The organism is Prescottella sp. R16 (assembly GCF_030656875.1).
Classification (GTDB): Bacteria; Actinomycetota; Actinomycetes; order Mycobacteriales; family Mycobacteriaceae; genus Prescottella.
Genome location: NZ_CP130943.1, coordinates 113,132 through 138,465 on the forward strand (window position 1 = coordinate 113,132; position 25,334 = coordinate 138,465).

The 25,334-nt window shown below is 67.3% G+C and carries 23 protein-coding genes; 18 read left to right on the forward strand and 5 right to left on the reverse strand.

What is annotated here, in order from left to right:
* The first annotated feature begins 41 nt into the window (after positions 1–41).
* The 3 genes from Q5696_RS00495 (at position 42) to Q5696_RS00505 (ending at position 5,901) form a co-directional block, all read left to right on the forward strand.
* Positions 42–1,616 (forward strand): ABC transporter substrate-binding protein, encoded by a 1,575-nt coding sequence (locus tag Q5696_RS00495; protein WP_305093299.1) that lies wholly within the window; start codon positions 42–44, stop codon positions 1,614–1,616.
* Positions 1,617–1,647: 31 nt separating this feature from the next.
* The gene (locus Q5696_RS00500; protein WP_305095406.1) at positions 1,648–3,984 is read left to right on the forward strand and encodes an arylsulfatase; all 2,337 of its coding nucleotides are present in this window, start codon (positions 1,648–1,650) and stop codon (positions 3,982–3,984) included.
* A 306-nt stretch (positions 3,985–4,290) separates the two neighbouring features.
* Positions 4,291–5,901, forward strand: a complete 1,611-nt coding sequence (locus Q5696_RS00505; protein WP_305093300.1) for an ABC transporter substrate-binding protein — start codon at positions 4,291–4,293, stop codon at positions 5,899–5,901.
* A gap of 189 nt (positions 5,902–6,090) precedes the next feature.
* On the opposite strand, the gene Q5696_RS00510 is transcribed toward Q5696_RS00505, so the two are convergent.
* Together Q5696_RS00510 and Q5696_RS00515 are read right to left on the reverse strand one after the other, a co-directional pair.
* On the reverse strand, positions 6,091–6,675 hold the full coding sequence (locus tag Q5696_RS00510; protein WP_305093301.1) for a TetR/AcrR family transcriptional regulator: 585 nt from the start codon (positions 6,673–6,675) through the stop codon (positions 6,091–6,093).
* A gap of 131 nt (positions 6,676–6,806) precedes the next feature.
* Positions 6,807–7,841 (reverse strand): phosphotransferase family protein, encoded by a 1,035-nt coding sequence (locus tag Q5696_RS00515; RefSeq protein ID WP_305093302.1) that lies wholly within the window; start codon positions 7,839–7,841, stop codon positions 6,807–6,809.
* Between the two features lie 248 nt (positions 7,842–8,089).
* On the opposite strand from Q5696_RS00515, the gene Q5696_RS00520 reads away from it, so the two are divergent.
* The 15 genes from Q5696_RS00520 (at position 8,090) to Q5696_RS00590 (ending at position 21,920) form a co-directional block, all read left to right on the forward strand.
* Positions 8,090–8,815 (forward strand): sugar phosphate isomerase/epimerase family protein, encoded by a 726-nt coding sequence (locus Q5696_RS00520; RefSeq protein ID WP_305093303.1) that lies wholly within the window; start codon positions 8,090–8,092, stop codon positions 8,813–8,815.
* A gap of 90 nt (positions 8,816–8,905) precedes the next feature.
* Complete coding sequence (locus Q5696_RS00525) at positions 8,906–9,769, forward strand: CoA transferase subunit A (RefSeq protein WP_370654838.1); 864 nt, start codon at positions 8,906–8,908, stop codon at positions 9,767–9,769.
* Positions 9,766–10,524 (forward strand): CoA-transferase subunit beta, encoded by a 759-nt coding sequence (locus tag Q5696_RS00530; RefSeq protein WP_305093304.1) that lies wholly within the window; start codon positions 9,766–9,768, stop codon positions 10,522–10,524. Before Q5696_RS00525 ends, Q5696_RS00530 begins: the two co-directional genes overlap by 4 nt.
* Positions 10,521–11,618: an NAD(P)H-dependent flavin oxidoreductase gene (locus Q5696_RS00535; protein WP_305093305.1), complete on the forward strand. Its 1,098-nt coding sequence runs from the start codon at positions 10,521–10,523 to the stop codon at positions 11,616–11,618. Before Q5696_RS00530 ends, Q5696_RS00535 begins: the two co-directional genes overlap by 4 nt.
* A 38-nt stretch (positions 11,619–11,656) precedes the next feature.
* A complete protein-coding gene (locus Q5696_RS00540; RefSeq protein WP_305093306.1) occupies positions 11,657–12,532 on the forward strand; it encodes an SDR family oxidoreductase in 876 nt (291 codons plus the stop codon).
* 32 nt (positions 12,533–12,564) lie between these two features.
* Complete coding sequence (locus tag Q5696_RS00545; RefSeq protein WP_305093307.1) at positions 12,565–13,014, forward strand: FAS1-like dehydratase domain-containing protein; 450 nt, start codon at positions 12,565–12,567, stop codon at positions 13,012–13,014.
* Entirely contained in the window at positions 13,011–13,418 is a 408-nt protein-coding gene (locus Q5696_RS00550) for a MaoC/PaaZ C-terminal domain-containing protein (protein WP_305093308.1), read from the forward strand. Before Q5696_RS00545 ends, Q5696_RS00550 begins: the two co-directional genes overlap by 4 nt.
* Positions 13,415–14,395: an NADPH:quinone oxidoreductase family protein gene (locus tag Q5696_RS00555; protein WP_305093309.1), complete on the forward strand. Its 981-nt coding sequence runs from the start codon at positions 13,415–13,417 to the stop codon at positions 14,393–14,395. Before Q5696_RS00550 ends, Q5696_RS00555 begins: the two co-directional genes overlap by 4 nt.
* A 2-nt stretch (positions 14,396–14,397) precedes the next feature.
* On the forward strand, positions 14,398–15,597 hold the full coding sequence (locus Q5696_RS00560) for an acyl-CoA dehydrogenase family protein (protein ID WP_305093310.1): 1,200 nt from the start codon (positions 14,398–14,400) through the stop codon (positions 15,595–15,597).
* A gap of 33 nt (positions 15,598–15,630) precedes the next feature.
* Entirely contained in the window at positions 15,631–16,833 is a 1,203-nt protein-coding gene (locus Q5696_RS00565; protein ID WP_305093311.1) for an ABC transporter substrate-binding protein, read from the forward strand.
* The gene (locus Q5696_RS00570; RefSeq protein WP_305093312.1) at positions 16,830–17,705 is read left to right on the forward strand and encodes a branched-chain amino acid ABC transporter permease; all 876 of its coding nucleotides are present in this window, start codon (positions 16,830–16,832) and stop codon (positions 17,703–17,705) included. Before Q5696_RS00565 ends, Q5696_RS00570 begins: the two co-directional genes overlap by 4 nt.
* Positions 17,705–18,751: a branched-chain amino acid ABC transporter permease gene (locus Q5696_RS00575; protein WP_305093313.1), complete on the forward strand. Its 1,047-nt coding sequence runs from the start codon at positions 17,705–17,707 to the stop codon at positions 18,749–18,751. Before Q5696_RS00570 ends, Q5696_RS00575 begins: the two co-directional genes overlap by 1 nt.
* Complete coding sequence (locus tag Q5696_RS00580) at positions 18,748–19,527, forward strand: ABC transporter ATP-binding protein (protein WP_305093314.1); 780 nt, start codon at positions 18,748–18,750, stop codon at positions 19,525–19,527. Before Q5696_RS00575 ends, Q5696_RS00580 begins: the two co-directional genes overlap by 4 nt.
* Positions 19,528–19,531: 4 nt before the next feature.
* Positions 19,532–20,251: an ABC transporter ATP-binding protein gene (locus tag Q5696_RS00585; RefSeq protein WP_305093315.1), complete on the forward strand. Its 720-nt coding sequence runs from the start codon at positions 19,532–19,534 to the stop codon at positions 20,249–20,251.
* Positions 20,252–20,258: 7 nt separating this feature from the next.
* Positions 20,259–21,920 carry a class I adenylate-forming enzyme family protein gene (locus tag Q5696_RS00590; protein WP_305093316.1) on the forward strand — a complete coding sequence of 554 codons (1,662 nt, stop codon included), beginning with the start codon at positions 20,259–20,261 and terminating at the stop codon, positions 21,918–21,920.
* Between the two features lie 28 nt (positions 21,921–21,948).
* On the opposite strand, the gene Q5696_RS00595 is transcribed toward Q5696_RS00590, so the two are convergent.
* The 3 genes from Q5696_RS00595 to Q5696_RS00605 all read right to left on the reverse strand — a co-directional run bounded on the left by Q5696_RS00595 (position 21,949) and on the right by Q5696_RS00605 (position 25,228).
* Positions 21,949–23,583 (reverse strand): ABC transporter permease, encoded by a 1,635-nt coding sequence (locus Q5696_RS00595; RefSeq protein ID WP_305093317.1) that lies wholly within the window; start codon positions 23,581–23,583, stop codon positions 21,949–21,951.
* Entirely contained in the window at positions 23,580–24,479 is a 900-nt protein-coding gene (locus Q5696_RS00600) for an ABC transporter ATP-binding protein (protein WP_305093318.1), read from the reverse strand. Before Q5696_RS00600 ends, Q5696_RS00595 begins: the two co-directional genes overlap by 4 nt.
* 92 nt (positions 24,480–24,571) lie before the next feature.
* Positions 24,572–25,228 (reverse strand): TetR/AcrR family transcriptional regulator, encoded by a 657-nt coding sequence (locus Q5696_RS00605; RefSeq protein WP_305093319.1) that lies wholly within the window; start codon positions 25,226–25,228, stop codon positions 24,572–24,574.
* Positions 25,229–25,334: the final 106 nt, after the last annotated feature.

Below are 25,334 nucleotides of genomic sequence, written 5' to 3' on the forward strand. Positions count from 1 at the left end.
GGTGAGAGCGTCGCAGACCGCACCTATCGAGGGGATCGACAGTGCACACAGTGAGACGGGCGCCGAGACTCGGTGTCGCGGCGGGACTTTTCGGGGTCGGGCTGCTGCTCGCAGCCTGCGGTGGGGGCGGCGGTGCCTCGACCGTTCCGACTGCGTCGGGGGACATCGACCGCACCGCCGTCCTCCGGGTCACCTCGCCGGTTCCGACAGGAAGTCTCGATCCACATCTGCAGCGAACGTTCGGCGAGACAAGCTATCTGACGCCGATATTCGACCGGCTGACCGTGATCGACGGACAGGGCCAGCTGGCCCCCGGCCTGGCGGAGTCGTGGGAGTTCGCACCGGACGGTTCGTACCTGGAGTTGCGTCTCCGAGAGGGCGTGACGTTCCACGACGGTGCCCGGTTCGACGCCGCGGCGGTGGCCGCGAACATCCGGCGTGGACAGACACTCGACGGCAGCACGGTCGCCGGCGCGCTACAGGGCATCACTGCAGTGGATGTCGTGGACGATAATCTCGTGCGTCTGCAACTGGCCCCCGGCACCGGAGTGGAGTTGCCCGGCCTGTTCAGCGCCAACGCGGGGATGATGATATCGCCGCAGGCGATCGAGGCCGGGGCCGATCTGCGAAACGATCCGGGACGCAGTGGCTCGGGTGCCTACCTCGTGACGAAGTACGTTCCCCAGGAATCGGTCTCACTGGTACGTGCGGAGGAAACCAACTGGGATCCGGAAGCCGGCAAACTCGCCGGCATCGAATTCACGTGGATCCCCGATGCCACCACCCGGCTGAACGGGGTGAAGACCGGAGCAACGGATCTGAGCTGGGTGAGCTCCGCCAACGAAGTCGTCGAGGCCGAGGCCCTGTCGAGGAACGGTGCTTTCGCCGTCACCGAAGTGCCGTTCCGGAACGTGCTCGGTCTGTACATGCGACCGCAGGGTGACCTCGCGGTGCCCCAGGTCCGGCAGGCGGTGGCATCGGCGATCGACCCCGACGCGATCAGCGCGCTGTTCTCGGGAACGTGCACCCCGACCCGGCAGTTGCATCCGGTCGGCGACTGGGCATCGGACGAGTCGTACCGGTATCCGTACCCGTTCGACCCGGAGAAGGCGAAGAGCCTGGTGCAGGCTGTCGGCGGCGCGAAGGTCACATTGACGTTCGCGGCCGGTACCAACGCGGAGAAGCCCGCGAACGTTATCCAGTCGGCACTCTCGGAAGTGGGTATCGAGGCCGAACTCGATCCGGTTCCGAACACACAGACCGAGCCCCGCTACATCGCCGGCGACTTCCAGACGAACGTTGCGAATACGTTCGGTGCCAAAGTCGACCCGGCCGAGACCGTGAGCACCTTCGTCACCGGAGCCTACGACCTCGCGAACGGCAGCCCCCAGATCGGGGAACTGGCCGCGAAGGCCGCGAATCCGACCCTGTCACAGGCGGAGCGGGCCCCGCTCTACACCCGGATCTGGGATCTGACGTTGCAGGAAGCGATGTTCGTTCCGATCTGCAACCAGACCAACGCGACCGTCGCGACCGTGAAGGTGATCGGTGCCGACGACATGCCGTGGACGAATCGGGGAGTCTTCGACGTGCGTCATCTAGGAATGCTCGAGTAACGAAATTCGCGAGAGGACTTCATATATGACAATCAACCGTCACTCGATTCCCATCGTCTCCGAGGTTCCGCAGCCGTCGCCTGCGGTCTACATCGAAGATCAGTCGGAGAAGTTCCGTCAGGTGCCCCCGGTCCGGCCGCCGGCAGGAGCACCGAACGTTCTCCTGGTGATGCTCGACGACGTGGGCTTCGGTGCGGCATCCACATTCGGTGGACCGTGCCGGACCTCGACGGCAGACCGGCTGGCGTCGAACGGGTTGAAGTACAGCAGGTTCCATACCACTGCACTGTGCTCGCCGACGCGTGCCGCTACGTTGACCGGCCGCAATCACCACAGCGTCGGGATGGGAAACATCGCCGAGATCTCGACATCTTCGCCGGGCTACAACGGCATGCGCCCTGCGAGCGCGGCCACCGTCGCGCGGGTGCTACAGGGCAACGGCTATGCAACCGCTGCCTTTGGGAAGATGCACCAGACACCGCCGTGGGAGAGCACGGCGGCCGGCCCGTTCGATCACTGGCCGCTGCGTGAGGGCTTCGACAAGTTCTACGGATTTCTGGGGGCAGAGGCGGACCAGTTTGCGCCGGTGCTCCACGACGGCTTCACCATGGTCGATCCGCCCCGGACGGCGGCCGAGGGCTACCACCTCTCCGAGGACCTGGTGGACCAGGCGATCCAGTGGATCGAGGGCGTCGACGCCATGGACCCGGACAAGCCCTGGTTCTGCTACCTGCCGTTCGGTGCGGTCCATGCACCGCTGCAGATCCCGGATTCGTACCAGGGCAAGTACCGGGGCGAGTTCGATCAGGGTTGGGACGCGCTGCGCGAGACCACGCTGGCGCGACAGAAGGAACTCGGCGTGGTCGGAGCCGACACGGTGTTGGCGCCGTGGACTCCCGGGATTCCGCACTGGGACGAACTGACCGACGTGCAACGAGTCGTCGCGGCGCGGTTGATGGAGACTTACGCGGCGTTCCTGGAGCACACCGACGACCAGGTCGGACGTATGATCGGCTATCTCGAGGACCGGGGCGTGCTCGACGACACACTGGTCGTCTACATGATCGGTGACAACGGTGCCTCGACGGAGGGCGGTCTCGACGGGTCGTTCAACTACCTCGCGACGCTCAGCGGATTTCCGCAGTCTCCCGAGGAGATCTTCGAGCGCCTCGACGAGATCGGTACCGAGCACAGCTACGCCCACTATCCGGCAGGCTGGGCGGTCGCTCTCGATACGCCGTACCAGTGGGCCAAGCAGGTCGCGTCGCACTACGGTGGCACGAGGAACGGACTGGTAATCCACTGGCCCAACGGGATCCAAGCCCAAGGTGAGGTTCGGAACCAGTGGCACCACTGTGTCGACATAGCCCCGACCATCCTCGAGGCGGCGGGTATCCCCAGCCCGACGACGGTCGACGGTGTAACGCAACAACCGGTCGAGGGGGTTGCGATGAACTACTCGTTCGACGAGGCCACGGCATCGGATCGGCACGTTACCCAGTACTTCGAGATCTTCGGTAACCGTGGCATCTACGACCACGGCTGGACCGCGGTGGCGATGCATCGGCGGCCGTGGGAGCTGATGGCGCCACCGCCGGACTACGCGGACGACGTGTGGGAACTGTACGACACCTCCGTCGATTGGTCTCAGTCGCAGGACCTTTCGGCACAGTATCCGCAGAAACTGGCCGAGTTGCAGGAGAAGTTCCTGCTCGAGTGCAGTCGCTACCAGGTGTTCCCTCTGGACGATCGTACGAGAACCCGCAATCTCGACCCGCAGACGAGGGCACCCCACGTGCTGCGTGGCCGCACCGGACTCACGCTGTATCCCCACATGGACGGGATCATCGAGAAGGCGGCCCCGCGGGTGTTCAGTAGTTCGTACACGATTACGGCGAAAGTCGAGATCGGCGACTACCTTGCGAACGGTGTACTGATGAGCATCGGTGGCCGATTCGGCGGATTCGCGCTCTACGTTGTCGATTCGGTACCGGTGTTCTGCTACAACTGCTCCGGGCGATCCTCGACGTACGTCCGGTCGCCCCGGACACTCTCCAGCGGAGTGCAGGACGTCACCGTCGACTTCGCGTACGACGGGGGCCGGCCGGGTAGTGGCGGCGTTTTCACTCTGTCGATCGACGGTATTCCGGTTGCGAAGCAGCGGATGTCGGCGACCACGCCGTTCCAATTCAGCCTCAACGAGTGCCTCGACATCGGAGTCAGCCGGGGCACGCCTGTCACCGACGAGATCCCGGTCGGCGGATTCGCTTTCGACGGCAAGCTCCACCACGTTCGGCTGGACGTCGAGGCGACCCGGCCGAGGGAAGAGGCGGGCGAGCTCGAGAGGATCGCGCGAGCGACTCAGTAGAGCATTTTCGTTGCCGACCGCATCGATTATACCGTGCACCACAGCGGTTTTCGGCGAAATTACCATGCAGCGATTTATCCTTCTTCGTGTGGCGATAGGGCGTGCCTACGTAGGGAAACTGATCCCGATGCTTGAGGGGATTAAATACATTGCTGCACATCGACTTTCGATTCACAAACCCGTGAAAAGTGCTTACGGGGAGGGTCGGCAGACGGTATTATTGTGATCTATCTGTACGTGTACAGATAGTGGTGCCCCGCTTCATTGTGTCGGCGGAACTTCTTTCGAAACATCAAGGTAGGCAATATGAAATTGAACAGACGACGGCGGTCCCTGCCGCTGGTTGCGGTCGGGTTGGCCGGTCTGATGACGATCGCCGGATGTGCGTCTGCGGCCTCGGAAGATGTGGGGAACACCCGAGCCGCCGATCGGGAGGTAGGTTTCCTCGGGCTCGAGGAGGCCGGCGAGCCGGTGGACGGGGGTACGCTGACCTTCGGTTCCTACGTGTTACCGAACGCGCTGGATCCGACCAAGACCAGGGCGAACGGTGCGGTGGGCGGAACGGAACTTGCCGCCATCTACGACACCCTCGTCCGGTCCGACTACGAGAGCGGTGGTTTCGAGCCTCAGCTCGCGGAACGGCTGACGAACAACGACGATTACACCCAGTTCACCGTCGAACTGCGGGGCGGCGCCACGTTCAGCGACGGGACGGCGGTCGACTCGGCAGCTGTGAAGTGGAGCATGGAACGGTACCTGGCCGCGAATTTCGACCAGGCAACTACCTTCTCGAGCGTGTTGAGCAGCATCGACACCCCGGACCCTCACACGGTCGTGTTCAACCTCGATCGGTCATGGAGCCGATTCCCTGTGCTGCTGGCGATGGGCCCGGGATACATTGTGGCGCCGAGCTCCGAATCCGGCGGCACGTTCACCCCCATCGGCGCGGGCCCGTTCACCCTGACCAAGTTCGCACCCAACGAGGAAATCGCCCTGACCGCACGGGCGGACTACTACGGGGGGAAGCCGCATCTGGACGGGCTTCGCTTCGTGCCGACCTCCGGCGCACAGCCCCAGCTCGACTCGCTCGAGAGCGGGCAACTCGACATGGCTCACATCGTCCTCGACGAGGTCGTCATCAAGAACACTCTCGATCGCGGGTATCCAGGATTCCTGGATGTTCAAGGCCTCGGCCAGATCTTGCTCATCAATCAGCGTGAGGGGCGCCCCGGGGCCGATCTACGGGTGCGCAAGGCGGTCGCGTACGGCGTCGATCCGGTTATCTTCAATGATCGTGCGCACAATGGTCTGGGCATCGTGGATTCGAACCTGCTGACGGCCAACTCCCGGTGGACCAGCACTGTCGACGGGATCGTGTACGACCCGAAGAAGGCCAAGGAATTCCTCGACGAGGCCAAAGCCGACGGTTACGACGGCAAGCTCCGTCTGCTCACGTCCACCGAGCAGTTCGCGATGCAGGCGGCGTTGGCTGTGCAGGCGTCGCTGAATGCGATCGGATTCGACGTGAGCCTGGACACCGTTGGTGCCGCGGCCGAGAACAATCGACGAGTGTTCGCCGAGCGCGACTTCGACATAGTTCGTAGCGGCTCCGCGTTCCTCGACGACGCCCCGCTGCTCCGACTCCAGGGCAGCATGATGAGTAACTCGAGCAACAACCCGCAGGGATATGCGGACGAGCAGATGGACGAGTTGATACGCGAAGTGCAGACTGCGTCCACCGATGAGGACAAGAACGCCGTCCTGAGCAAGGTACAGCAGCGAATGAACGAGACCATTCCCTACGTTGTGCTCGGCCCGATGTCGACGCTCACCGCCTGGGACGACAACGTCCACGGGGTCGAGCGGACGGCGGACAACATCTGGTTCTTCGACACCGCGTGGTTGTCGAAGAACTGATCTGCGTTTTGTCCGAGAAACAGCGTGAGGTGGACGTCCAGGGCCGTCGCTGTGGACGTCCACCTCTTCGTAGACGCCTGGCCGCTCACGACCGCTGCGCGTACCGCCGGGCCTGTGCGGCAACTCATGCGGCACCGGCGCCGAGTGGACGCCGGTGCCGAGGAGGCTGCTCGTCGGAAGCCCGGCGGATCAGGGGTGCGCTCGAATGCCTTCCAGGAACACCGACACCACCGAGTCGGCGAGCTGGTCGATACCGAAGTCTCGGGTGGGGGTGAACCAGCGCAGCGACAGCCACACGGCGTCGCGGATGAGGCCGTACAGCACCTCGGCGGGCAGGTCTGAGCGGAACTCGCCCGAGGCGATGCCGGATTCGATCACCGTCATCCAGGCATCCTTCGTGGTTCGCGCAGCGTCGCGAATCTTGCGGTGCGACTTCAGCTTGCGCAGATAGGTGCCGTTGTTCTGGTAGATCTCCGACGCGTGCGGGTGCGCCTGGCTGACCCGGAACGATGCCTTCACGAGGTCGTCGAGGCGTTCTCGTGGATCGTTCGACGATACGAGGATCGCCCTGTACTCGTCGACGAGGGCGTCGAGATACCGGGTGACGATCAGTTCGGCTATCGCGTCCTTGGACGGAAAGTAGTGGTACAGACTGCCGGAGAGGATGCCCACACCGTCGGCGATGTCACGCACCTTGGTGCCGGCGATACCCTTCGTAGCGAACAGGGCTGCGGCCTGCTCCATGATCAAGGTGTGGCGCTCCGACCACTCCATACCTACCTCCGAAATCGAGACGGCCCGGTGACCCGGGCGATCGTGTTGTCCGGGTCGACTCTATCGGCAGCAAACATTTGCTACCGATGTGTGGGTCCGCTCCGGGGTTGCCGGACGGAACGGAGGGCTGATCAGAGCCGGCTCGCGTACCGCCAGGCCTGCGCCGCCAGCCGCTCGGCCTGAGCGCCGAAGGATTCCGGTGAGCGGTCGCTCGCGCCCATCGCGCCACGCAGCATGCGCGTGTAGACACCCTCGACGATGCACGCGATCTTCCACCAGTTGTAGGCGATGTAGAAGTCGATGTCGGGCACCGTGTCCGGCCGTACCGCGGCGAGGTACTGCTCCACCAGGTCGTCGCGCGTGGGAAATCCCGGCACGCGGGTGGGTGGGTTCTCGAGGGCGCACACCTCGTCGTCGAGCTGCGCCCAGTACGCGAGCAGTTGGCCGAGATCGGCCAGCGGGTCACCGACGGTCGTGAGCTCCCAGTCGAGGATCCCGCCGATCGTGCCGTCGGGTGCGAAGAGGCAGTTGTCGAGCCGGAAGTCGCCGTGGACGATCCGCGCGGAGCCCTGCCGGGGCAGGCGTTCGAGCAGGCGATCGTGGGCGCGTCCGATGTCGTCGAGGACACGGACGCGGTCCTGGGCCCAGTTCGTCGACCAGCGCCGCAGCTGACGGGCGAGGTAGTCGTCGCGGTCGGCGAGGCCGCCCCAGCCGACGTCGCGCGGGTCCACGGCGTGCAGGGTGGCCAGGGCCCGGACCAGTTCGGCCGCGACGGCGGGGCGTCGATCGACGGGCACCGTGGCCGTCACCGTGTCGGGATCGCGGAGCACGACGCCGTCGAGGTGGTTCATGACGAAGAACGGCGCGCCGGTGACGGCGTCGTCGTCGCAGGTACCGACGATCAGCGGGGTCGGCACCGGAGTGTTCCGCAGACGGTCGAGTACCTCGGCTTCACGGAGCACGTCGTGGGCGCGCGAATGTGCCATGCCCAGGGGTGGTCGTCGCAGGACCCACCGGGCGCTGGGGCCCTGTACCAGGTAGGTCAGGTTGGACCGGCCGCCGGCGATGCGCTCGAAGCGGAACGGCCCCGTCGCGTCGTCGACGTGCTCGGTGAACCACCGGGAGACCGCGTCGTCGCGGATCCCGGTGTCGGTGGTGCTGGCCATCGGCTGCCTTTCCGGTAGGGGCAGAGCCGGCGTTCGGCGTGTGCGAATCGCCGGTACGAGAGGGAGACTATACGGCGCATCAAACATTTGCTACATTGCGTTCGCACCACGATCTCGGCATTGTCACCTGCTCTGCGACAGGAGGATTCGTGCACCACTCTCCCTCGATCACGGATGTGGACCACCGGTCCGCCCTCAGTGTCTGTATTGCGGCGACGGCCGACCGCCCACTCGGGGAATCGCTGGCGATGCTGCGCCGCATCGGCGTGGACCGCTTCGGGCTGTTGGCGGCGACTATGGCCGGTCAGGGCTGGAACGAGTCGATCGAGACGATCCGGGTGTCCGGCCTACAGCCCGAGTTCATCGCCGGTGGGTGCCGTGCCATGCACGACGGCGACGGATGGGAACGCGTGCTGTCCACGCTCGAGCGGGCGATCGACGCCGCGGCGGAGATCGGTGCCCCCACAGTGTGTTTCACCTCGGGTGGATCCGGCCGGCTCTCCTGGGAGGAGGCCGCCGACGCCGCGGCCGAGCGGTTCGCTCCGCTCGTCGCGTACGCGGAGGAGCGGGGGATCGGTCTCGCGCTGGAGAACACCATGTCGATCCGGTCGGCGATGAGCTTCACACACAGTGTCGCGGACATCGCGGAACTGGCCCGCCGGCTCGGTGTCGGACTCATGGTGGATCTGTGTTCGGCGTGGCAGGAGAGGGATTTGATGCAGACGATCGGCGACAATCTGGACTCGATCCGGATCGTGCAGATCGGGGATCGTCACGTCGACGCGACGTCGGTGCCGAACCGTCGGGTCCCGGGGGAGGGGAGCATTCCCCTCGACCGGATGGTGTCCGAGGTGGGCGCACTCGGATACACCGGGCTGATCGATCTCGAGCTGCTCGGTCCGGCGATCGACGAGGAGGGCGCCGAGAGCGCGATGGGACGTGGGCTGGAGTGGATGCGGAAGTACGTGCCGTGATCCCGCGAGAGTATGTAGCAAATGTTTGATACGCGCGGACCCGAAGGGACGAAGACGCGCGGTCGGGACGTAGACGAAGGATGGATCGAATTGTCGGACAAGACGATGTCGGAGAAGGAAGTGGTCAGCCGGCTGAAATCCGGTATGACCATCGGTATCGGTGGGTGGGGTTCGCGGCGCAAGCCCATGTCGCTCGTGCGGGAGATCCTGCGGTCGGACATCGACGATCTCACGGTCGTGTCGTACGGCGGGCCGGACGTGGGCCTGCTGTGCGCGGCGGGCAAGGTGCGCAAGGTCGTCTTCGGGTTCGTGTCGCTGGACTCGATCCCGCTCGACCCGCACTTCCGCGCCGCCCGGCAGGGCGGGCGCGTCGAGGTCGCCGAGTACGACGAGGGAATGCTCCAATGGGGCCTGTACGCCGCCGGTATCCGGCTGCCCTACCTGCCGACTCGTGCGGGTCTCGGCTCGGACGTCATGCGTGTCAACCCCGAGTTGCGCACGGTCACCGACCCGTACGGTGACGAGACCCTCGTCGCGATGCCTGCGATCCCGCTCGATGCGGCGCTGGTCCACATGAACCGTGCCGACGTGCACGGCAATGCCCAGTACCTGGGTCCGGACCTGTACTTCGACGATCTGTTCTGCATGGCCGCCGAACAGGTGTTCGTCTCGTGTGAGCGCATCGTTCCGACCGCGGAACTCACCGCCGCCGCTCATCCGTCGACGATTCGGATCCCGCGTCTACTGGTGTCCGGCGTGGTGCAGGCTCCGGGTGGCGCGCACTTCACGTCGTGCGTGCCGGACTACGACCGCGACGAGGCATTCCAGCGCGAATACGTCTCGGCGGCAAAGGATCCAGAGCAATGGCAGGCGTTCGTCGACCGCTACCTGGCGGTCCCGGAGGCGGAATATCAGCGCGCGGTGCACGGCGAGCGTGAGGAGGCTTCGGCATGAGTGCAGCGACACGGGCGGAAGTATGTGTGGTGGCGTGCGCCGAGGCGTATCGCGGTAACGGTGAGGTGATCGCGAGCGCGTTCGGGACGATCCCTGCGATCGGGGTTCGCCTGGCCCGGCACACGTTCGAACCGGACCTGGTGATCTCGGACGGAGAGGCCAGCGCGGTCCGGGGAACGTGGGCGGTCGGTGGCCCCGCGGAGGGTGACGTCGAGGCGTGGCTGCCGTTCAACCAGATCTTCAGTCTGGTGTGGAACGGCAAGCGCCACATCACGATGATCCCGACCCAGCTCGACACGTACGGCAACTGCAACATATCCGCGATCGGAGACCACGCGCAGCCGAAGGTGCAGTTGCTCGGTGTCCGCGGTGCGCCGAGCAACACCGTCTACCATCCCACCAGCTACTGGGTGCCCAAGCACAGCACGCGGGTGTTCGTGCCCAAGGTCGACATGGTGTCCGGTGTCGGCTACGACAACGCACGCAAGGCCGGGCCGGCGGCGTCCCGCTACCACGAGCTACGCCGGGTCGTCACCGATCTCGCGGTCTTCGACTTCACGCCCGACACCGGCCGGCTCCGCCTCGTGTCGGTGCATCCCGGTGTCACCGTCGACGACGTCGTCGCGGCCACCGGATGCGAGTTGGTGGTCCCGGAGTCGGTGTCGGAGACCCGGATGCCGACCGCCGAGGAACTCGAACTGATCCGCACCGTGATCGACCCGAAGAACCTGCGGGACAAGGAGGTCCAAGCATGACGGCCGTGACCGACGGGAATGCGATCCATCCGGCGCTGCACACCAGGCTGTGCGATCTGTTCGGCGTGCGCTACCCGATCGTGCAGACCGGCATGGGCTACGTCTCCGACGCCCGCCTCACCGCGGCCACCGCCGCGGCGGGTGGGCTCGGGATCATCGCCGGCGGCATGCTCACCTACGACGAACTCGAGCAGGCGATCAACCACGTCAAGGACCACACCGACGCCCCGTTCGGGGTGAACGTGCGCGCCAACCAGGAGGACGTCGACCGGCGCCTCGACCTCATGATCCGGTCCGGGGTGAAGGTGGCGTCGTTCGCGCTGGCCCCCAAACGGGACCTGATCGCGAAACTCAAGGACGCCGGACTGGTGGTGGTGCCGTCGATCGGTGCCCGCCGGCACGCCGAGAAGGTCGCCGAGTGGGGCGTCGACGCCGTCGTCGTGCAGGGCGGGGAGGGTGGCGGCCATACCGGCGCCGTCCCGACCAGCCTGCTGCTGCCGCAGGTCGTCGACGCCGTCGACATCCCGGTGATCGCCGCCGGCGGCTACTTCGACGGCCGTGGGCTGGTGTCCGCGCTCGCGTACGGTGCCGACGGCATCGCGATGGGCACCCGCTTCATGCTCACCAGTGATTCGCCGGTGGCGCAGTCGGTCAAGGACGTCTACCTGTCGAAGTCGGTGAACGACACCGTCGTGACGCTCGAAATCGACGGGGTGCCGCAGCGGGTGCTGCGCGCCGGGACGATCGATCAGCTCGAGTCCACGCGGGGGCCGCAGCGCATGCTGCGCGCCGTCCGTAACGCCGTTGCCTTCCAGAAGCTCTCGGGTGCCTCGTGGAAGGACATGATCCGCGAGGGACTCGAGATGAAGAAGAGTCACGAACTCGGATGGCGTCAGGTCGTCATGGCCGCGAACGCCCCGATGCTGTATCGCTCCGCACTCGTCGACGGCAACGCCGACGTCGGGGTGATGGCCACCGGCCAGGTGGTGGGGCTCATCGACGACGTCCCGAGCTGCGCCGAGCTGATCGACCGGATGGTACGGGAGGCGGAGTCCGTCCTGGGCCGGCTCACTGGCACCGACGAGCGTGTCTAGTGCACAACCGAACTCATACTTCTACGAGGAGACATCAGATGAACCAGCTGAAGGATCGAGTGATCGTGGTGACCGGCGCCGGTCGCGGTATCGGTCGCGAGCACGCGCTGCTGGCCGCCGCCGAGGGGGCCCGGGTGGTCGTCAACGACACCGGCGCCGGTCCGGACGGCAAGGGATCGGATCCGTCACTGGCGGCGCAGGTCGCGGACGAGATCACCGCGGCCGGAGGCATTGCGGTGGTGAACACGGCGGACGTCACGACGATCGAGGGTGCCCAGAGCCTGCTCGACACCGCACTGGGCAGCTTCGGTGAGGTGCACGGGCTCGTGAACAACGCCGGCATCCTGCGAGATCGCATGTTCGTCAACATGAGCGAGGACGAGTGGGACGACGTCATCACCGGGCAACTGCGCGGCACATTCGCGCCGTGCCGGGTGTTCGGCGCGCACTGGCGGGACCGCTCGAAGGCGGGGGATGCGGTGAAGGCGTCGATCGTGAACGTCTCGAGCACGTCCGGGCTGCTCGGCGCCGTCGGGCAGAGCAACTACGGTGCCGCCAAGGCCGGTATCGCGTCGCTCACCGTCATTCTCGCGCAGGAGTTGGAGCGTTACGGGATTCGGGCCAACGCCATCACCCCGGTGGCCCGCACCCGCATGACCGAGAACGTGCCCGGGATCAAGGACATGGTGGCCGAGCCCGCCGACCCGAACGAGTTCGATGTCTACCACCCGGGCAACGTCTCGCCCGTCGTCGCCTACCTCCTCACCGAAGCGTGCCCGGCAAACGGGTCGGTGTTCTACGCCAAGGGTGGCGAGATCCGGCAGTTCCTCGGCTGGCAGTACGGGAAGGTCCTCGACAAGGGCGCCCGCTGGACCGTCGACGAGCTCGTCCAGGAGATGAGCGGACTCGTCTGAGCACGTCCCGAACCACGAGCGCAGGAGAAAACATGGCCAACGCAGCCGCCGTCGGTGTCGAGGGTGTTCCCTTCGATCTCGTCGTCGAACGAGGCAAGATCCGGGAGTTCGCGAAGGCGACCGGATCGTCCGATCCCGACTATCTCGAGCGGGAGGACGCGGTGTCCCCGCCGACGTTCCTCACCACGACCTTGCACTGGCAGCCCCCGGAGGGAAACCCCTGGAAGTCGGTGGAACTCGACCAGAAGCGCGGTTTGCACGCCGAGCAGCAGTACGAGTTCTTCGGGCCGCCGCCCAAGGCCGGCACCCGGCTGCGGTGCACGTCGCGCATCGCCGACGTCTACACCAAGCAGGGCCGTCGTGGTGGCGAGATGACGTTCGCGGTCATGGTCACCGATTTCGTCGACGAGACCGGCACGCTCGTGGCCCGCGCCACCATGACCGGTGTCGAAACCGCCCGCCCCGCAACGGAGGACGCATGACCGTGACACTGCAGGTACCCGCACCCCGGACGGTCGGGCCGGTCACCCGCACCGACTTCGTCCGCTACCAGGGCGCGTCGGGGGACATGAATCCGATCCACCACGACCAGACGTTCGCCGAGGCCGCCGGCTACAAGAGTCCCTTCTCGGTGGGCATGTACCAGGCGGGGCTGCTCGCGAGCTATGCCACCGACTGGCTGGGCGCCGAGAACATCCGGTCGTTCCGGGTCCGGTTCCTCGAGCAGGTGTGGCCCGACGACGTGCTCACCTGCTCGGCGACGGTCCTACGCGAGTACGAGGACGACGGTGTCGCCAAGATCGACCTCGAACTCGACTGCGCCCGCCAGACCGGTGGACTCGCCGTCAAGGCGTGGGCCACCTTCGTGACGGGAGACGCCGCGTGAAGGTCCAGTTGTGCGAGGTGCTCGGCGCACCGGACGTGTTGCGGTGGACCGACATCGACGATCCCGTCGTCGGGCCCGGTGACGTTCTCGTCGAGGTGCATGCGGCCGGGGTGAACTTCCCCGACGGGCTCATCGTGTCCGGCAACTACCAGACCGCACCGGAACTGCCGTTCGTTCCCGGCTCCGAAGCGGCCGGTGTGGTGCGGGCCGTCGGCGTCGACGTCACCGGAATCACGGTGGGGGATCGGGTTCTCGCATTCTGCGGCATGGGCGGCTACGCCGAACTCGTGTCGGTCCCGGAGAGCATGGTGTTCCCCGTCCCGGAGTCCATGTCGTTCGTCGACGCCGCCGGATTCGCGGTCACCTACGGGACGTCGTACCACGGTCTCGTCGACCGGGGCGCCCTGGCGGCGGGGGAGACCCTGCTGGTCCTCGGCGCGTCCGGTGGCGTCGGACTGACGGCCGTCGAGATCGGGAAGGTACTGGGCGCCCGCGTGATCGCCGCCGCCTCCAGCCCGGACAAGTTGGCGCTGTGCCGCGAGCACGGCGCGGACGAGGTGATCGACTACACCGCCGACGACCTGCGCGCCCGGTTGAAGGCCGTGGCCCCGGACGGTGTGAACGTCGTGTACGACCCGGTCGGTGGTGAGCATGCTCAGACAGCTGTTCGCGCATTGAGTTGGGGTGGAAGATATCTCACCGTCGGATATGCGTCCGGTGACATTCCGAAGGTGGGCCTGAACCGGCTGCTCGTCACCGAAGGTTCGGTACACGGCGTGCTGTGGGGTGCGTGGGCTCGGCGGAACCCGGACCGTAACGCCGACAACATGCGCAACCTCTTCGACTGGTACGACCGTGGTGCGCTGCGCCCGCACGTCGACGGCACCTATCCGCTGGCCGACGCGCCGACGGCCCTGGGTGTGGTGATGGGTAGGCGGGCCCGCGGCAAGGTCGTCCTCACGAGCGGAAGGAACTGACGGTGGACCTGTCACCGAGCCCGGAAGCCCGGGACATCATCAAGCGGCTCGAGGCGTTCATGGACGAGTACGTGTACCCGGCCGAGCCGGTGTACGCGGAGCAGCTCGAGGCGTCCGGCCCGCGCAGTCACGTGCTGCCGGCGGTCGTCGAGGATCTCAAGGCCGAGGCCCGCCGGCAGGGCATGTGGAACCTCTTCCTGCCCGCCCTGTCCGGGCTCACCCACCTCGACTACGCGCACATCGCCGAGGTCACCGGCCGCTCGCCGTACATCGCACCGGAGGCGCTCAACTGTTCGGCCCCGTCGACCGGCAACATGGAGATCCTGCACATGTTCGGCACGCCCGAACAGAAGGAGCGGTGGCTCGAACCGCTGCTCGACGGCCGGATCCGGTCCGGCTTCTCCATGACCGAACCGGACGTCGCGTCGTCGGACGCCCGGAACATCTCGACGTCCATCGTGCGCGACGGCGACGAGTACGTGATCAACGGTCGGAAGTGGTGGACCACCGGTGCTGCGGACCCGCGCTGCGAGATCCTCGTGCTGATGGGCAAGACCGATCCCGACGCCGCCCCGCACCGGCAGCAGTCGATGATCCTCGTCCCCGTCGACACCCCGGGCGTCGAGATCATCCGGTCGCTGCCGATCTTCGGCTACCACGACCAGCAGGGGCACGCCGAGATCCAGTTCACCGACGTCCGGGTGCCGGTCACCAACATGCTCGCCGGAGAGGGCGAAGGATTCGCGATCGCCCAGGCACGCCTCGGGCCGGGCCGTATCCATCACGCGATGCGGTGCATCGGCATGGCCGAGCGCGGGCTGGAACTGATGGTGCGGCGCACGATGGCACGCAACGCCTTCGGCGGTCCGATCTCGGATCAGGGTGTGGTTCGCACCTGGATCGCGGAGTCGCGCATGGAGATCGAGCAGGCGCGCCTGCTGGTGCTCAAGACCGCCTGGATGATCGACCGGGTCGGCGCCAAGGGCGCGCAGATCGAGATCGCCGCGGTGAAGGTGATCGGTCCGCGTGTCGCCCGGTCCGTCCTGAACCGGGCCATCCAGTGCCACGGCGGCGGCGGCGTCACCGACGACTATCCGATCGCCCGCATGTGGGCCAGCGCCCGCATCCTCGGCATCGCCGACGGACCCGACGAGGTGCACATCCGCAGTGTGGCGCGGCAGGAGTTGAGGAAGTACCGGTAACGCATCCATGAACTGCCTGTCGGAAGGTGGAGTATGCGGAAGAAGTACGTTGTACGGATCGGAACAATCGCTGCGGCAACGCTTCTCGTAGGAGGATGCTCGGCAGTATCGGAACCTGCCCCCGATACGATCGTCATCGGACTGGACGAGGATTCCACCGGACCGGGTGCCTCGTACAGCGTCATCGTGGGAGACACGGTCCGGGCCGCGGTCGCCGACATCAATGCGAACGGCGGTGTGAACGGCCGGCGCATCGTCCTCGAGGTCGGGAACGACGAGAGCGACCCCACCAAGACGCCGTCGGTGATCCGTCGCATGATCGACAAGGGCGCCAGCGCCGTCGTCCTCGCAACCGGAAGCGGTTCGGTGATGCAGGCGAAGTCGGTGCTGCAGCGCTCCGGAATACCCGGCATCTCACCGAACGTGCTGGTGGACAGCTTCGCCAAGCCCCCGGACGAACAGTACTCGTTCATGGTCGCAAATTCGTTGTCGCAGTACGCCGAGGTCTACTGCGGTGCGTTCACCGCCGAGAAGTACCGCACGATCGCAGTTCTGGCCGATTCCAGCGCCGCGATCGACGGGGTCATGGCGACACTCGCGCCGCCACTGCGCGACTGCGTCGACATCACCACCACCGAGAAGGTCGACGTCGACGCCGCCGACCTGACCGCGCAGGTCTCGCGACTGCTCGAGACGAAGCCGGACGCCGTGCTGGTGGCCAGCGTCGGCGGGCACGTCGAGATCCTCGCCCACGACACCCTGCACAGGCTCTCCCCGGAACTGCCACGGTTCTCGTTGGCGTCCATCGGAAATCAGCCCAAGTCGTGGGCGCTCGCCGACAGCGGGTCACTCGACGGAATGGTGTTCATGGGTAGCCTGACATACGAGAATCCGCGCACCCGTGAGCTCGCGAGCCTGGTGCAGTCGGTGAAAGGACCGGACTACGAGCCCACCGCCTACGACGCCCAGGCCCTCGACACCGTGCGCCTGCTGCAAGCGGCGCTCGAGACGGTGGACGACCCCCACGATCGTGGGGCGGTCCGCGACGCACTCGAGAACGTCCGGGGACTGCCGTCCTCGTTCGGGCAGCCGGCGCTGACCCTGTCGTACGGGCCGGACGACCATCTCGCCGCGGACAGCCTGTGCGGGCTCGTCCTCATGGAGTTCGGGCCGGAGAACACGCCGGCGGGTCCGTGGAGTTCGTACCAGCCGCCGTGTACCGGGGAGGTTCAGTGAGCAACGCACAACTGTGGGTAGCGGCCGTCGAGATCGGCTCCTTCTTCGCGCTCATCGCGCTGGCCATGTATCTCGTCGTCATCGGAACCGACTTCTTCAACTTCGCGATGGGGCCGTACGCGATGGCGGCGGCGATCGCGACCAGCTGGCTCGTCGTCGAGCACGGAACGACGGTGTGGATCGCGGTGGCGGCCGGCGTGGCCCTGGCCGTCGTCCTGTCCCTCGCCACCGAGCTGCTGGTCGTCCGTCCGGTGCAGCATCGGTCCGGACGTGGTGAGCTGCCCGCCCTCGTCGCCGTCACCGCCGTGCTCTTCGCGGTGCAGCAGCTCGCCGGCACCGTGTTCGGACGGACACCGCTCCCCGGTGTCAGCGTGTTCGACATCGGCCCGTTCGAACTGTTCGGGGTGACCGTGAGCGGCACCACCGTCACGCTGGTGGTCGGTGCCGTGATCGTGTTCGTCGCGACGGCCTGGTGGTTACGGGCGTCCTCGACCGGGCGGCTGCTGCGCGCGGTCGGCGACAACCCGGAGGCGGCCCGCATCCTCGGGCTGCCGGTCGCCCGGATCCGGGTGGTGGCGTTCGTCGTCGCCGGTCTGATCGCCGCGGTCGCGGGAATCCTGTTCGCGCCCAAGTCCGGTGTGCAGTTCACCAGTGGCCTGTCGTGGACGCTCACCGCATTCCTGGCACTCGTGATCGGTGGAACCGGCCGAGCCTGGGCACCGCTGGTGGGTGGGCTGCTCCTCGGATTCGCCCAGGTCTTCGCCCCCTACTACTTCGGTGCGAGCGCCGCGCAGACTGCGATTCTCGTCATCGCGCTCGTGTTCTTCGCCTTCCGTCCGGAAGGCCTGATCACCCGAAAGGTGCGTGTGTGATGGCTGTTTCGACGCCCGAGGCCGCGCTCGCGGTCCCGTCCCGGACCCGCCGACCGGTCCGGGGCGCGCGCGGTGTGCAGGAGTTCGGCATCACTGTCGTCGTGGTCGCGGCGGCCCTGCTCTGGGTGGGACCGAGCCTGTACCGTCAGGACCTCGTGTTCCTCGCCGCCATGTACGGGCTGGTGGCGCTAGGCATGTACGTGCCGTTCGTTCTCGCCGGGTCGATGTCCATGGCATACAGCGCCTATGCGGCGATCGGTGCGTACGCGGTGGCCCTCGTCGCCAAGCACACCGGCTGGTCGATGTGGTGGGGGTGGCTCGCCGGCGCGGTCGTCGCGGCACTGGTGGCGCTGCTGCTGGGCCTGGTCACCCAGCGGTTGTCCGGGTTCTATCTCGCGGCCGTCACCCTTCTGTTCAGCCTCGCCTTCAAGTACTGGGTCGTCGACGCCCGATCGATCACCGGCGGTGCCGGCGGCATCACCCGAATTCCACCGGTCTCGGTGTTCGGCTGGGAGCCACCCGGGCTGGTCCTCGTCGCAGCCGCCGTCGTATTCGTGTGCGTCGTAGCGGTTCTCGTCGATCGGTTGCGGAAGTCCGTCTGGGGCATCACGTTGCAGGTGTCACGCGAGAGCGAGGACGCGGTGCGGGTAGCCGGGGTGAAACCGGCACATCTGCGGATGGTCGCGCTCGCGATCGGGGCCGCGATCGCCGCGTTCGGCGGGTCGCTGTTCGTGGGATCGGTACAGGCCGTCACGCCCGAGACACTCACCCTGAACCTCGTGTTCCTGGCGATCTTCATGCCGATCATCGGCGGCCGGGGAACGGCGTGGGGTGCCCCGCTCGGCGCCGTCGTCGTCGTTGCGGTGACCCTGAACATGCCCGGCTACCGGGGCAGCGGCGAGCTGCTCCTGGCGCTGGCGGTCCTGCTCATCATCATCGTCGCTCCCGGCGGCCTGATCGGGTATGCGCAGTGGTGCGGAACCCGGATCCGTTCCCTGTGGTCCGCACGCCGCACGCCGTCCTCCGCGAAAGGAGCCGACCGATGACCGCGCCCACGGCGACAGAGCCGTTGCTCGAGGTCCGGGGACTGTCGAAGTCCTACGGTGGGGTCCGAGCCGTGCGGGACGTCTCGTTCGGTGTCGGCGCCGGTGAGGTCGTGGCCCTCGTCGGACCGAACGGTGCCGGCAAGACGACCCTGATCGACATCGTCTTCGGCACCCAGCGGGCCGATGCCGGCGAGATCCGACTCCTCGGACGCACCGTGACCGGGGCGGCCGAGCACCGGGCGCGGCAGGGACTCGCCAGAACGTTCCAGCACCCGCAGGTCGCACTGGAGTTGACGGCTCTCGAGAACATCGTCCCGGGACTGCACGGACGCGCGATCGGATCGTTCCCGGCGGCGTGGAGGTGGGCGTGGCGAGGACTGTTCCGACACCCCGGTGCCACGATCGATCGGGCGGCCGCGATCGCAGCCCGATACGGCATCGCCGACACGACGGTGCCGTGCGGTGATCTGAGCCTGGGTACGCGGAGACTCGTGGAGGTGGCTCGCGCGATGGCGAGCGAACCGGCGGTCCTGCTCCTCGACGAACCGTTCGCCAGCGGCGATCCGGAGAGCATCGAGGCCGTCGTCGGTGCGGTCCGCACCATCCAGGAGGCCGGCAACGGGGTGGTCCTCGTCGACCACAACGTCGACCTGGTCCGGGAACTCGCGACGCACGTCGTGCTGCTGAATTTCGGCGAGGTCGCCTTCACCGGGCCGCCGGACGCGTGCATGAGCAGCCCGGCGATGCGCGAAGTGTACTTCGGGGAAGGGGCGTGACGGCATGCTGCACGTACAGGACATGACCGTGCGGTACGGCTCGGCCGTCGCGGTGTCCTCGGTGTCGCTCGACACCGAATCGGGCTGTGTGACAGCGGTAGTCGGCCCGAACGGGGCCGGGAAGAGCAGCTTCTTCTCCGGTGTGTACGGGGCGATCCGGTCCACGGGAACCGTCCACCTCGACGGTACGGACATCAGCCGGGAATCCGCGATGGCGCGGGGCCGACGCGGATTCGCCTATGTCCCACAGGGGCGTCAACTGTTCATGAAGATGTCCGTCGTCGAGAACCTCATGGTCGGCGCCGACCTCCTCGGGCTCCCCAAGACCGCGGTCGACGCCTCGCTGGACAGGTTCCCCGTCCTCCGCGAGCGCGCCGGCCGGTTTGCGGGCGTCCTCAGCGGCGGTGAACAACAGATGCTCGTCCTGGCCCGCGCCCTGCTCACCGAACCGAAGGTGCTGCTGCTCGACGAGATGACCACCGGACTCGCCCCGAAGATCGTCGCGGGTCTGCGGGACACGGTGCGCGACCTGGCGGCGTCCGGTGTCGCCGTCCTGATCGCCGAACCGTCGCTCACCGCCCTGAAATCGATCGTGGACCGCGGATACGTGATGCAGCGCGGCCGCATCGTCGCCGAGTGCGCCGATGCCGACGAACTCGACCGGGAGTACCGCCGATCGATGGGTATCACCGAGGCGATCATCGACGCGGCAGCACAGGAATGAGGCGACCATGACAATCGACAGCGACGTGCTCTCCGGCGGACCCGGCTCCGCCGCCCTCGCTCCCGGTGCCTTCGCGACGACGCCGGAACACTACGCGGACGTGTCCGTGAACGATGTCGTGCGCGCGTGGGCGCGGCAGATCCCGGACCGGCCGGCGTTCGTGGACCGGGCCGGCACGACGACGTGGCGTGACTACGACGAACTCGCGGACGTCATAGCGGCCGAAGTGCTCTCGTGTGCAGGAGAATCCGGTGACCGGGTGGCGGTGCTGCTCCCCGACACGGCCGCGATACACGCCACCCTGTGCGGATGCTTCCGTGCCGGGCGGATCGCCGCCGCGATCGGGGCCCGGTCCGGGGTACGGGAGATCGCGCACATCATGCGGCGCACGAACACCGAGGTCCTCGTCACCGCGGACACCGTCCGAGGACGGTCCTGGCGGGACCTCGTCGACGACCTGCACGGGCACGGGGTGCGACCGTCGGATGTCGTGGTCGTCGACGCGCCGCGCGGAACCGCCGTCCGGTATCCCCTGCACGACACGGACCGGAGCGGCGACATCGGCACCTTCACGAGCGCGGACGTCACGCTACTCAACTCGACGTCCGGCACGACGGGGCTACCGAAAGTGGTGGCGCACACCGAACGCAAATGGGTGGAGTTCGCGCGGGAAGCCATGCGCGGTGCGGACATCGGCCCAGGCGACGTCGTGTGCTCGGTAGTGCCGGCACCGTTCGGGTTCGGCCTGTGGTCGGCGCACTTCCTGCCCGCCCTGCTCGGTATCCCGACCGTGGTGACTGCACGCTTCGATGTCGACGAGACGGCGATGCTGATCGAACGGGAACGGGTGACCGTCCTGTGCTGTGTCAGTACCCAGTTCAAGATGCTGCTGCGCTCCGATGCCGCCCGCCGGTACGACCTGTCGAGCCTGCGGGTGCTGTACACCGGCGGCGAACCCGTACCGTACGACGCGGCCCGCGAATTCGAGGACCGCACCGGCGCGAAAGTGCTGCAGTTCTACGGCTCCAACGAGGCGGGCGGCGTGAGCCGGACGACACTGGCCGACGACACCGACACCCGGCTGCGCACGTGCGGGCACCTGCTCGAGTCGATGCGGGTGCGGCTGCTCGACGACACCGGGTCGACGTGTGCGGACGGGCGACGGGGTCGACCCGCGGTGTCCGGGCCGCTGGTGTCCGCCGGTTACTGGGACGATCCGGCCGCGAACGCCGAGCTGTACACCGACGACGGGGCAATGCTGCTCGGTGACGTCGTGGAGATCGACGACCTCGGCCGGCTGCGGGTGGTGGGCCGCACAGCCGACTTCGTCATCCGCGGCGGCAAGAACATCTCGATCGTGGAGATCGAGGACCTCGTCCGCGGGCATCCGCAGGTGTCGGACGTCGCCGCCGTCGGGATCCCCGACGACATCTACGGCGAACGTGTCTGTGCCGTCGTCGTTCTCACGGACGACGGTCACCTCGACACCGGTACGCTCGCCGACTGGCTGCGGTCACGGGGCACCACCGTCGAGTACCTGCCGGAATACGTGGTGACCGTCGACCGGCTCGAACTCGGTCCGGGTGGCAAGACGGACCGCCGGGCCGCGCGGGAGACCGCGATCGGTGCGCTCGGCCGAACGGGACGCGGCGGCACGGATCCGAGGTGAAAGCGTGCCGCCGTGTCCCGTTCGCGGTCTAGCGGAGGTCGCGTCGGTGCAGAGCGGCCAGGCCGGTGGCGATCAGGCCCGCGGCGATCAGCAGCAGCCACACGATCGGGGCCCACCGGAACTCGCCGCCCGGCAGCCGCGGCAGATGCAGGAACGGCACCAGATCGAGCAGCGGTGCCGGCAGATCGGCGACCATCCCGAACACGTACAGCGCCAGCATCGTCCCGAACACCGCCCACACGGCCGCCGCCAGCCGCGGCAACAGCCCGAACACGGTGACCGTGATCCCCGTCAGCAGCCACACCGCCGGCACCTGCACCAGCGCCGCGGCCAGCATGCGCGGCACCTGGCCGCCGACATCGCCGACGGCCGCGCCGTACACGACACCGGTGACCAGCCCGGCCGACGCCAACGCGACCGCCGGACCGGCCAGCGCGAACCCGAGATGGCTCACCGCCCACCGCACCCGCCCGACTGCCGTGGCCAGCATGTTCTCGGCCCGTCCGCTGTCCTCCTCGTCGTGCAGGTGCAGTGTCGCGGAAATCGTGTAGGCGCCGGCTGCGAGCCCGAACAGGGTGAACGCCATCGCGACGAACGAGTCCTCGATCGCGCGGCTGCCACCGAGCCGCTCCAGCGCCTGCGTCACCAGCTCGTTGCCGCCGAGCTGGTCTCCGACGCCGTGTGCGGCACCGCCGATCACGAGCGCGAACAGCACCATGCCGATCGTCCACGCGACCAGCTGTCCCCGCTGCTGCCGCCACGCGAGCCCCACCGGGCCCGACAGCGACGCCGGGGACCGGGCCGGTCCGAGACGTTCCGCGACCAGCCCCGCACCCAGATCACGATGGGCCAGAAGGGCACCCGCGACGGAGACGAGCACGACGGTGGTGACCGCGGGCAGGAGCAGGACCCACCAGCGTTCGTCGGCGAACGGCCGCACCTGCTGCGCCCAGCCGATCGGAGACAGCCACGACAGCACCCCCGACCCGGCATCCCCGACCGTACGTAAAGCGAAAGCCGCTGCCAGGAACGCGAATCCGATACCACGGGCTGCCCGTGCCCCGATGGTCACCTGGGCTGCGACGGCGGCGACACCGATGAACACGGCACCCGCCCCGAACGCGGCCGCCCCGTACGCGACCGAACCGGTGACCCCCGCCCCGAGCGAGATCAGGCCCACAGCACCGAGAATCGATGCACCGGCCACCCCGATCCCCGCGACGAGCAGCGCCGCGACCGGGCCGGCATATCGACCCACGGCCGTCGACCCGAGCAGCTCGGTCCGCCCCGCCTCCTCCTCGGCCCGGGAGTGCCGGACGACGGTGAGGATCGCGGCGACCGCCAGGAACGTGAACAGGTACCCAGCACGCCACGTCGTCAACGCTCCGGTACTGGACCCGAAGATCGGTCCCACCAAAGCGATCTCGGATTTGATCGCCGACGTCGATGTCACGAACGCCGCCCGCTGCGCCTCGGTGGTGTACAGGCCGGCGATGGCTTTGCCGTAGACGAGCGGCAGCAACCCGAGCACGATCGACCACACCGGCAGGATCACCCGGTCGCGGCGCAGATACAACCGCAACAGCAGGCCGGTCCCGGTGAACGGCGACGGGGACACGGTCGCGGTAGGTCGAGCAGACCGTGTCGTCGTGACGGCAGTCATGACCGCACCTCCTCGGTCAACTGGTAGTGCTGCAGGAACAGTTCCTCGAGTGTCGGCGGGGTGCTCACCAGGTTCCGCACCCCGGTGTCACCGAGCGTGCGGATCAATGCACCCAGTGCGTCGGCGTCGACCTGGCAGTGCAGCGTCCGGCCGTCGAAACGCACGTCCTCCACCCCGTCGATCCGGTCGAGGTCCCCCGGATCGGCGGTGAGTTCGGCGGTGATCGACGTCCGGCTCAGATGCCGCATCGACTCGAGCGACCCGCTCTCGACGGCCCGACCCGAACGAATGATGGTGACGTTCTGGCACAACGACTCCACCTCCGACAGGATGTGACTCGACAACAACACCGTCACCCCACGATCGTGTGCCTCCGCAACACAATCCCGGAACACCTTCTCCATCAACGGATCCAGACCCGACGTCGGCTCGTCGAGCAACAGCAGCCGGGCATGTGACGAGAACGCCGACACCACCGCCACCTTCTGCCGATTCCCCTTCGAATACGAACGCGCCTTCTTCCGCGGATCCAGATCGAACCGCTCGACCAGATCCGCGCGGCGCCCCTCGTCCGCCCCGCCCCGCATCCGCGCCAGCAGATCGATGATCTCCCCACCCGTCAACGTCGGCCACAACGTCACATCACCCGGCACATAGGCGATCTCACGATGCAGATCCACCGCGTCCCGCCACACGTCCCGGCCGAACACCGATGCCCGGCCCCCATCCGCACGCAACAGACCCAGCAACACCCGCAACGTCGTCGACTTCCCGGCCCCGTTCGGGCCCAGGAATCCGTGCACCTCGCCCTCCCGGACCGTCAGATCCAAGCCGTCCAACGCCCGCGTCGGACCGAACGACTTCTCCAACTGTGCAACTTCGATGATCGTGGTCATGGTGCCTCCTTGATGGTTGCCCGGTTCGGTCGACGGTCACCCGTTCCAGCTGAAGGGACCCCTTGTCCGCCCACGGGAGCCGAAGGGTCCCTTCAGCTGGAACGGGGGCGGGGACGGGCGTAGGCGTCGAGCAGGGTCGAATCGGTGAACAGACCTTCGGTGAAGAGCTCGAGGGCCGGGAACATGATGTCGTCGGTCATGGTGCGGAGCGTGTGGGCGATGTCGACGGTGCCGTCGGGTTCGCTGTGCATCTGCAGGTAGAGGAGGGTGGAGCCGAGACTGTTCATGGCGAGGTAGCGGGCGCGGGCGGCGGGGTCGCGGCTGGGCCGGATGCGGCCTTCGGAGACGGCGGCGTCGAGGTAGTCCCGGACTCCGGCGACCATGTGTTCGAACAGGGTGGTCGAGAGTTCGCCGCCGGCGCGGAACGATCGGACGAGGTAGGCGACGAGGGGCGCGTAGTGGTCGATCGCGGCGAGGGAGGCGAGCATGGGCCCGGGGCCGGGCGCGGTGAGGACGTTGCGTTTCTCGGTGGTGATGATGCCGAGGACGTGGTCGTCGCAGACGGCGCGCAGTCCTTGTTTGGAGCCGAAGTGGTGGTTGACGAGTCCGATGGAGACTCCGGCGTCGGCGGCGACGGCGCGCACTCCGGCGTCGAAGCCTTGTTGCCCGAAGACGTGGATGGCGGCGTCGCGGATCCGGGCCCGGGTGGTGAGGTCCGAGTCGTGCCGATCCGCCCTCGTTGAACGCATGTTCAAAGCATTGCTCGGTCGTTCAACCCGGGGCAAGGGGTGCGGGCCGGTCCTGACGGAATCTTGACGCACGACGCGGGGACGCCTGTGACGACGGCCACGGACC

Coding starts and splice junctions, on each gene's coding strand:
- Q5696_RS00550 (WP_305093308.1), top strand. CDS start 13,011: ATGACCGTGACACTGCAGGTACCCGCACCCCGGACGGTCGGGCCGGTC.
- Q5696_RS00580 (WP_305093314.1), top strand. CDS start 18,748: ATGACCGCGCCCACGGCGACAGAGCCGTTGCTCGAGGTCCGGGGACTG.
- Q5696_RS00520 (WP_305093303.1), top strand. CDS start 8,090: ATGCTGCGCCGCATCGGCGTGGACCGCTTCGGGCTGTTGGCGGCGACT.
- Q5696_RS00595 (WP_305093317.1), bottom strand. CDS start 23,583: ATGACTGCCGTCACGACGACACGGTCTGCTCGACCTACCGCGACCGTG.
- Q5696_RS00540 (WP_305093306.1), top strand. CDS start 11,657: ATGAACCAGCTGAAGGATCGAGTGATCGTGGTGACCGGCGCCGGTCGC.
- Q5696_RS00600 (WP_305093318.1), bottom strand. CDS start 24,479: ATGACCACGATCATCGAAGTTGCACAGTTGGAGAAGTCGTTCGGTCCG.
- Q5696_RS00585 (WP_305093315.1), top strand. CDS start 19,532: ATGCTGCACGTACAGGACATGACCGTGCGGTACGGCTCGGCCGTCGCG.
- Q5696_RS00590 (WP_305093316.1), top strand. CDS start 20,259: ATGACAATCGACAGCGACGTGCTCTCCGGCGGACCCGGCTCCGCCGCC.
- Q5696_RS00505 (WP_305093300.1), top strand. CDS start 4,291: ATGAAATTGAACAGACGACGGCGGTCCCTGCCGCTGGTTGCGGTCGGG.
- Q5696_RS00545 (WP_305093307.1), top strand. CDS start 12,565: ATGGCCAACGCAGCCGCCGTCGGTGTCGAGGGTGTTCCCTTCGATCTC.
- Q5696_RS00530 (WP_305093304.1), top strand. CDS start 9,766: ATGAGTGCAGCGACACGGGCGGAAGTATGTGTGGTGGCGTGCGCCGAG.
- Q5696_RS00575 (WP_305093313.1), top strand. CDS start 17,705: ATGGCTGTTTCGACGCCCGAGGCCGCGCTCGCGGTCCCGTCCCGGACC.
- Q5696_RS00510 (WP_305093301.1), bottom strand. CDS start 6,675: ATGGAGTGGTCGGAGCGCCACACCTTGATCATGGAGCAGGCCGCAGCC.
- Q5696_RS00515 (WP_305093302.1), bottom strand. CDS start 7,841: ATGGCCAGCACCACCGACACCGGGATCCGCGACGACGCGGTCTCCCGG.
- Q5696_RS00605 (WP_305093319.1), bottom strand. CDS start 25,228: ATGCGTTCAACGAGGGCGGATCGGCACGACTCGGACCTCACCACCCGG.
- Q5696_RS00565 (WP_305093311.1), top strand. CDS start 15,631: ATGCGGAAGAAGTACGTTGTACGGATCGGAACAATCGCTGCGGCAACG.
- Q5696_RS00535 (WP_305093305.1), top strand. CDS start 10,521: ATGACGGCCGTGACCGACGGGAATGCGATCCATCCGGCGCTGCACACC.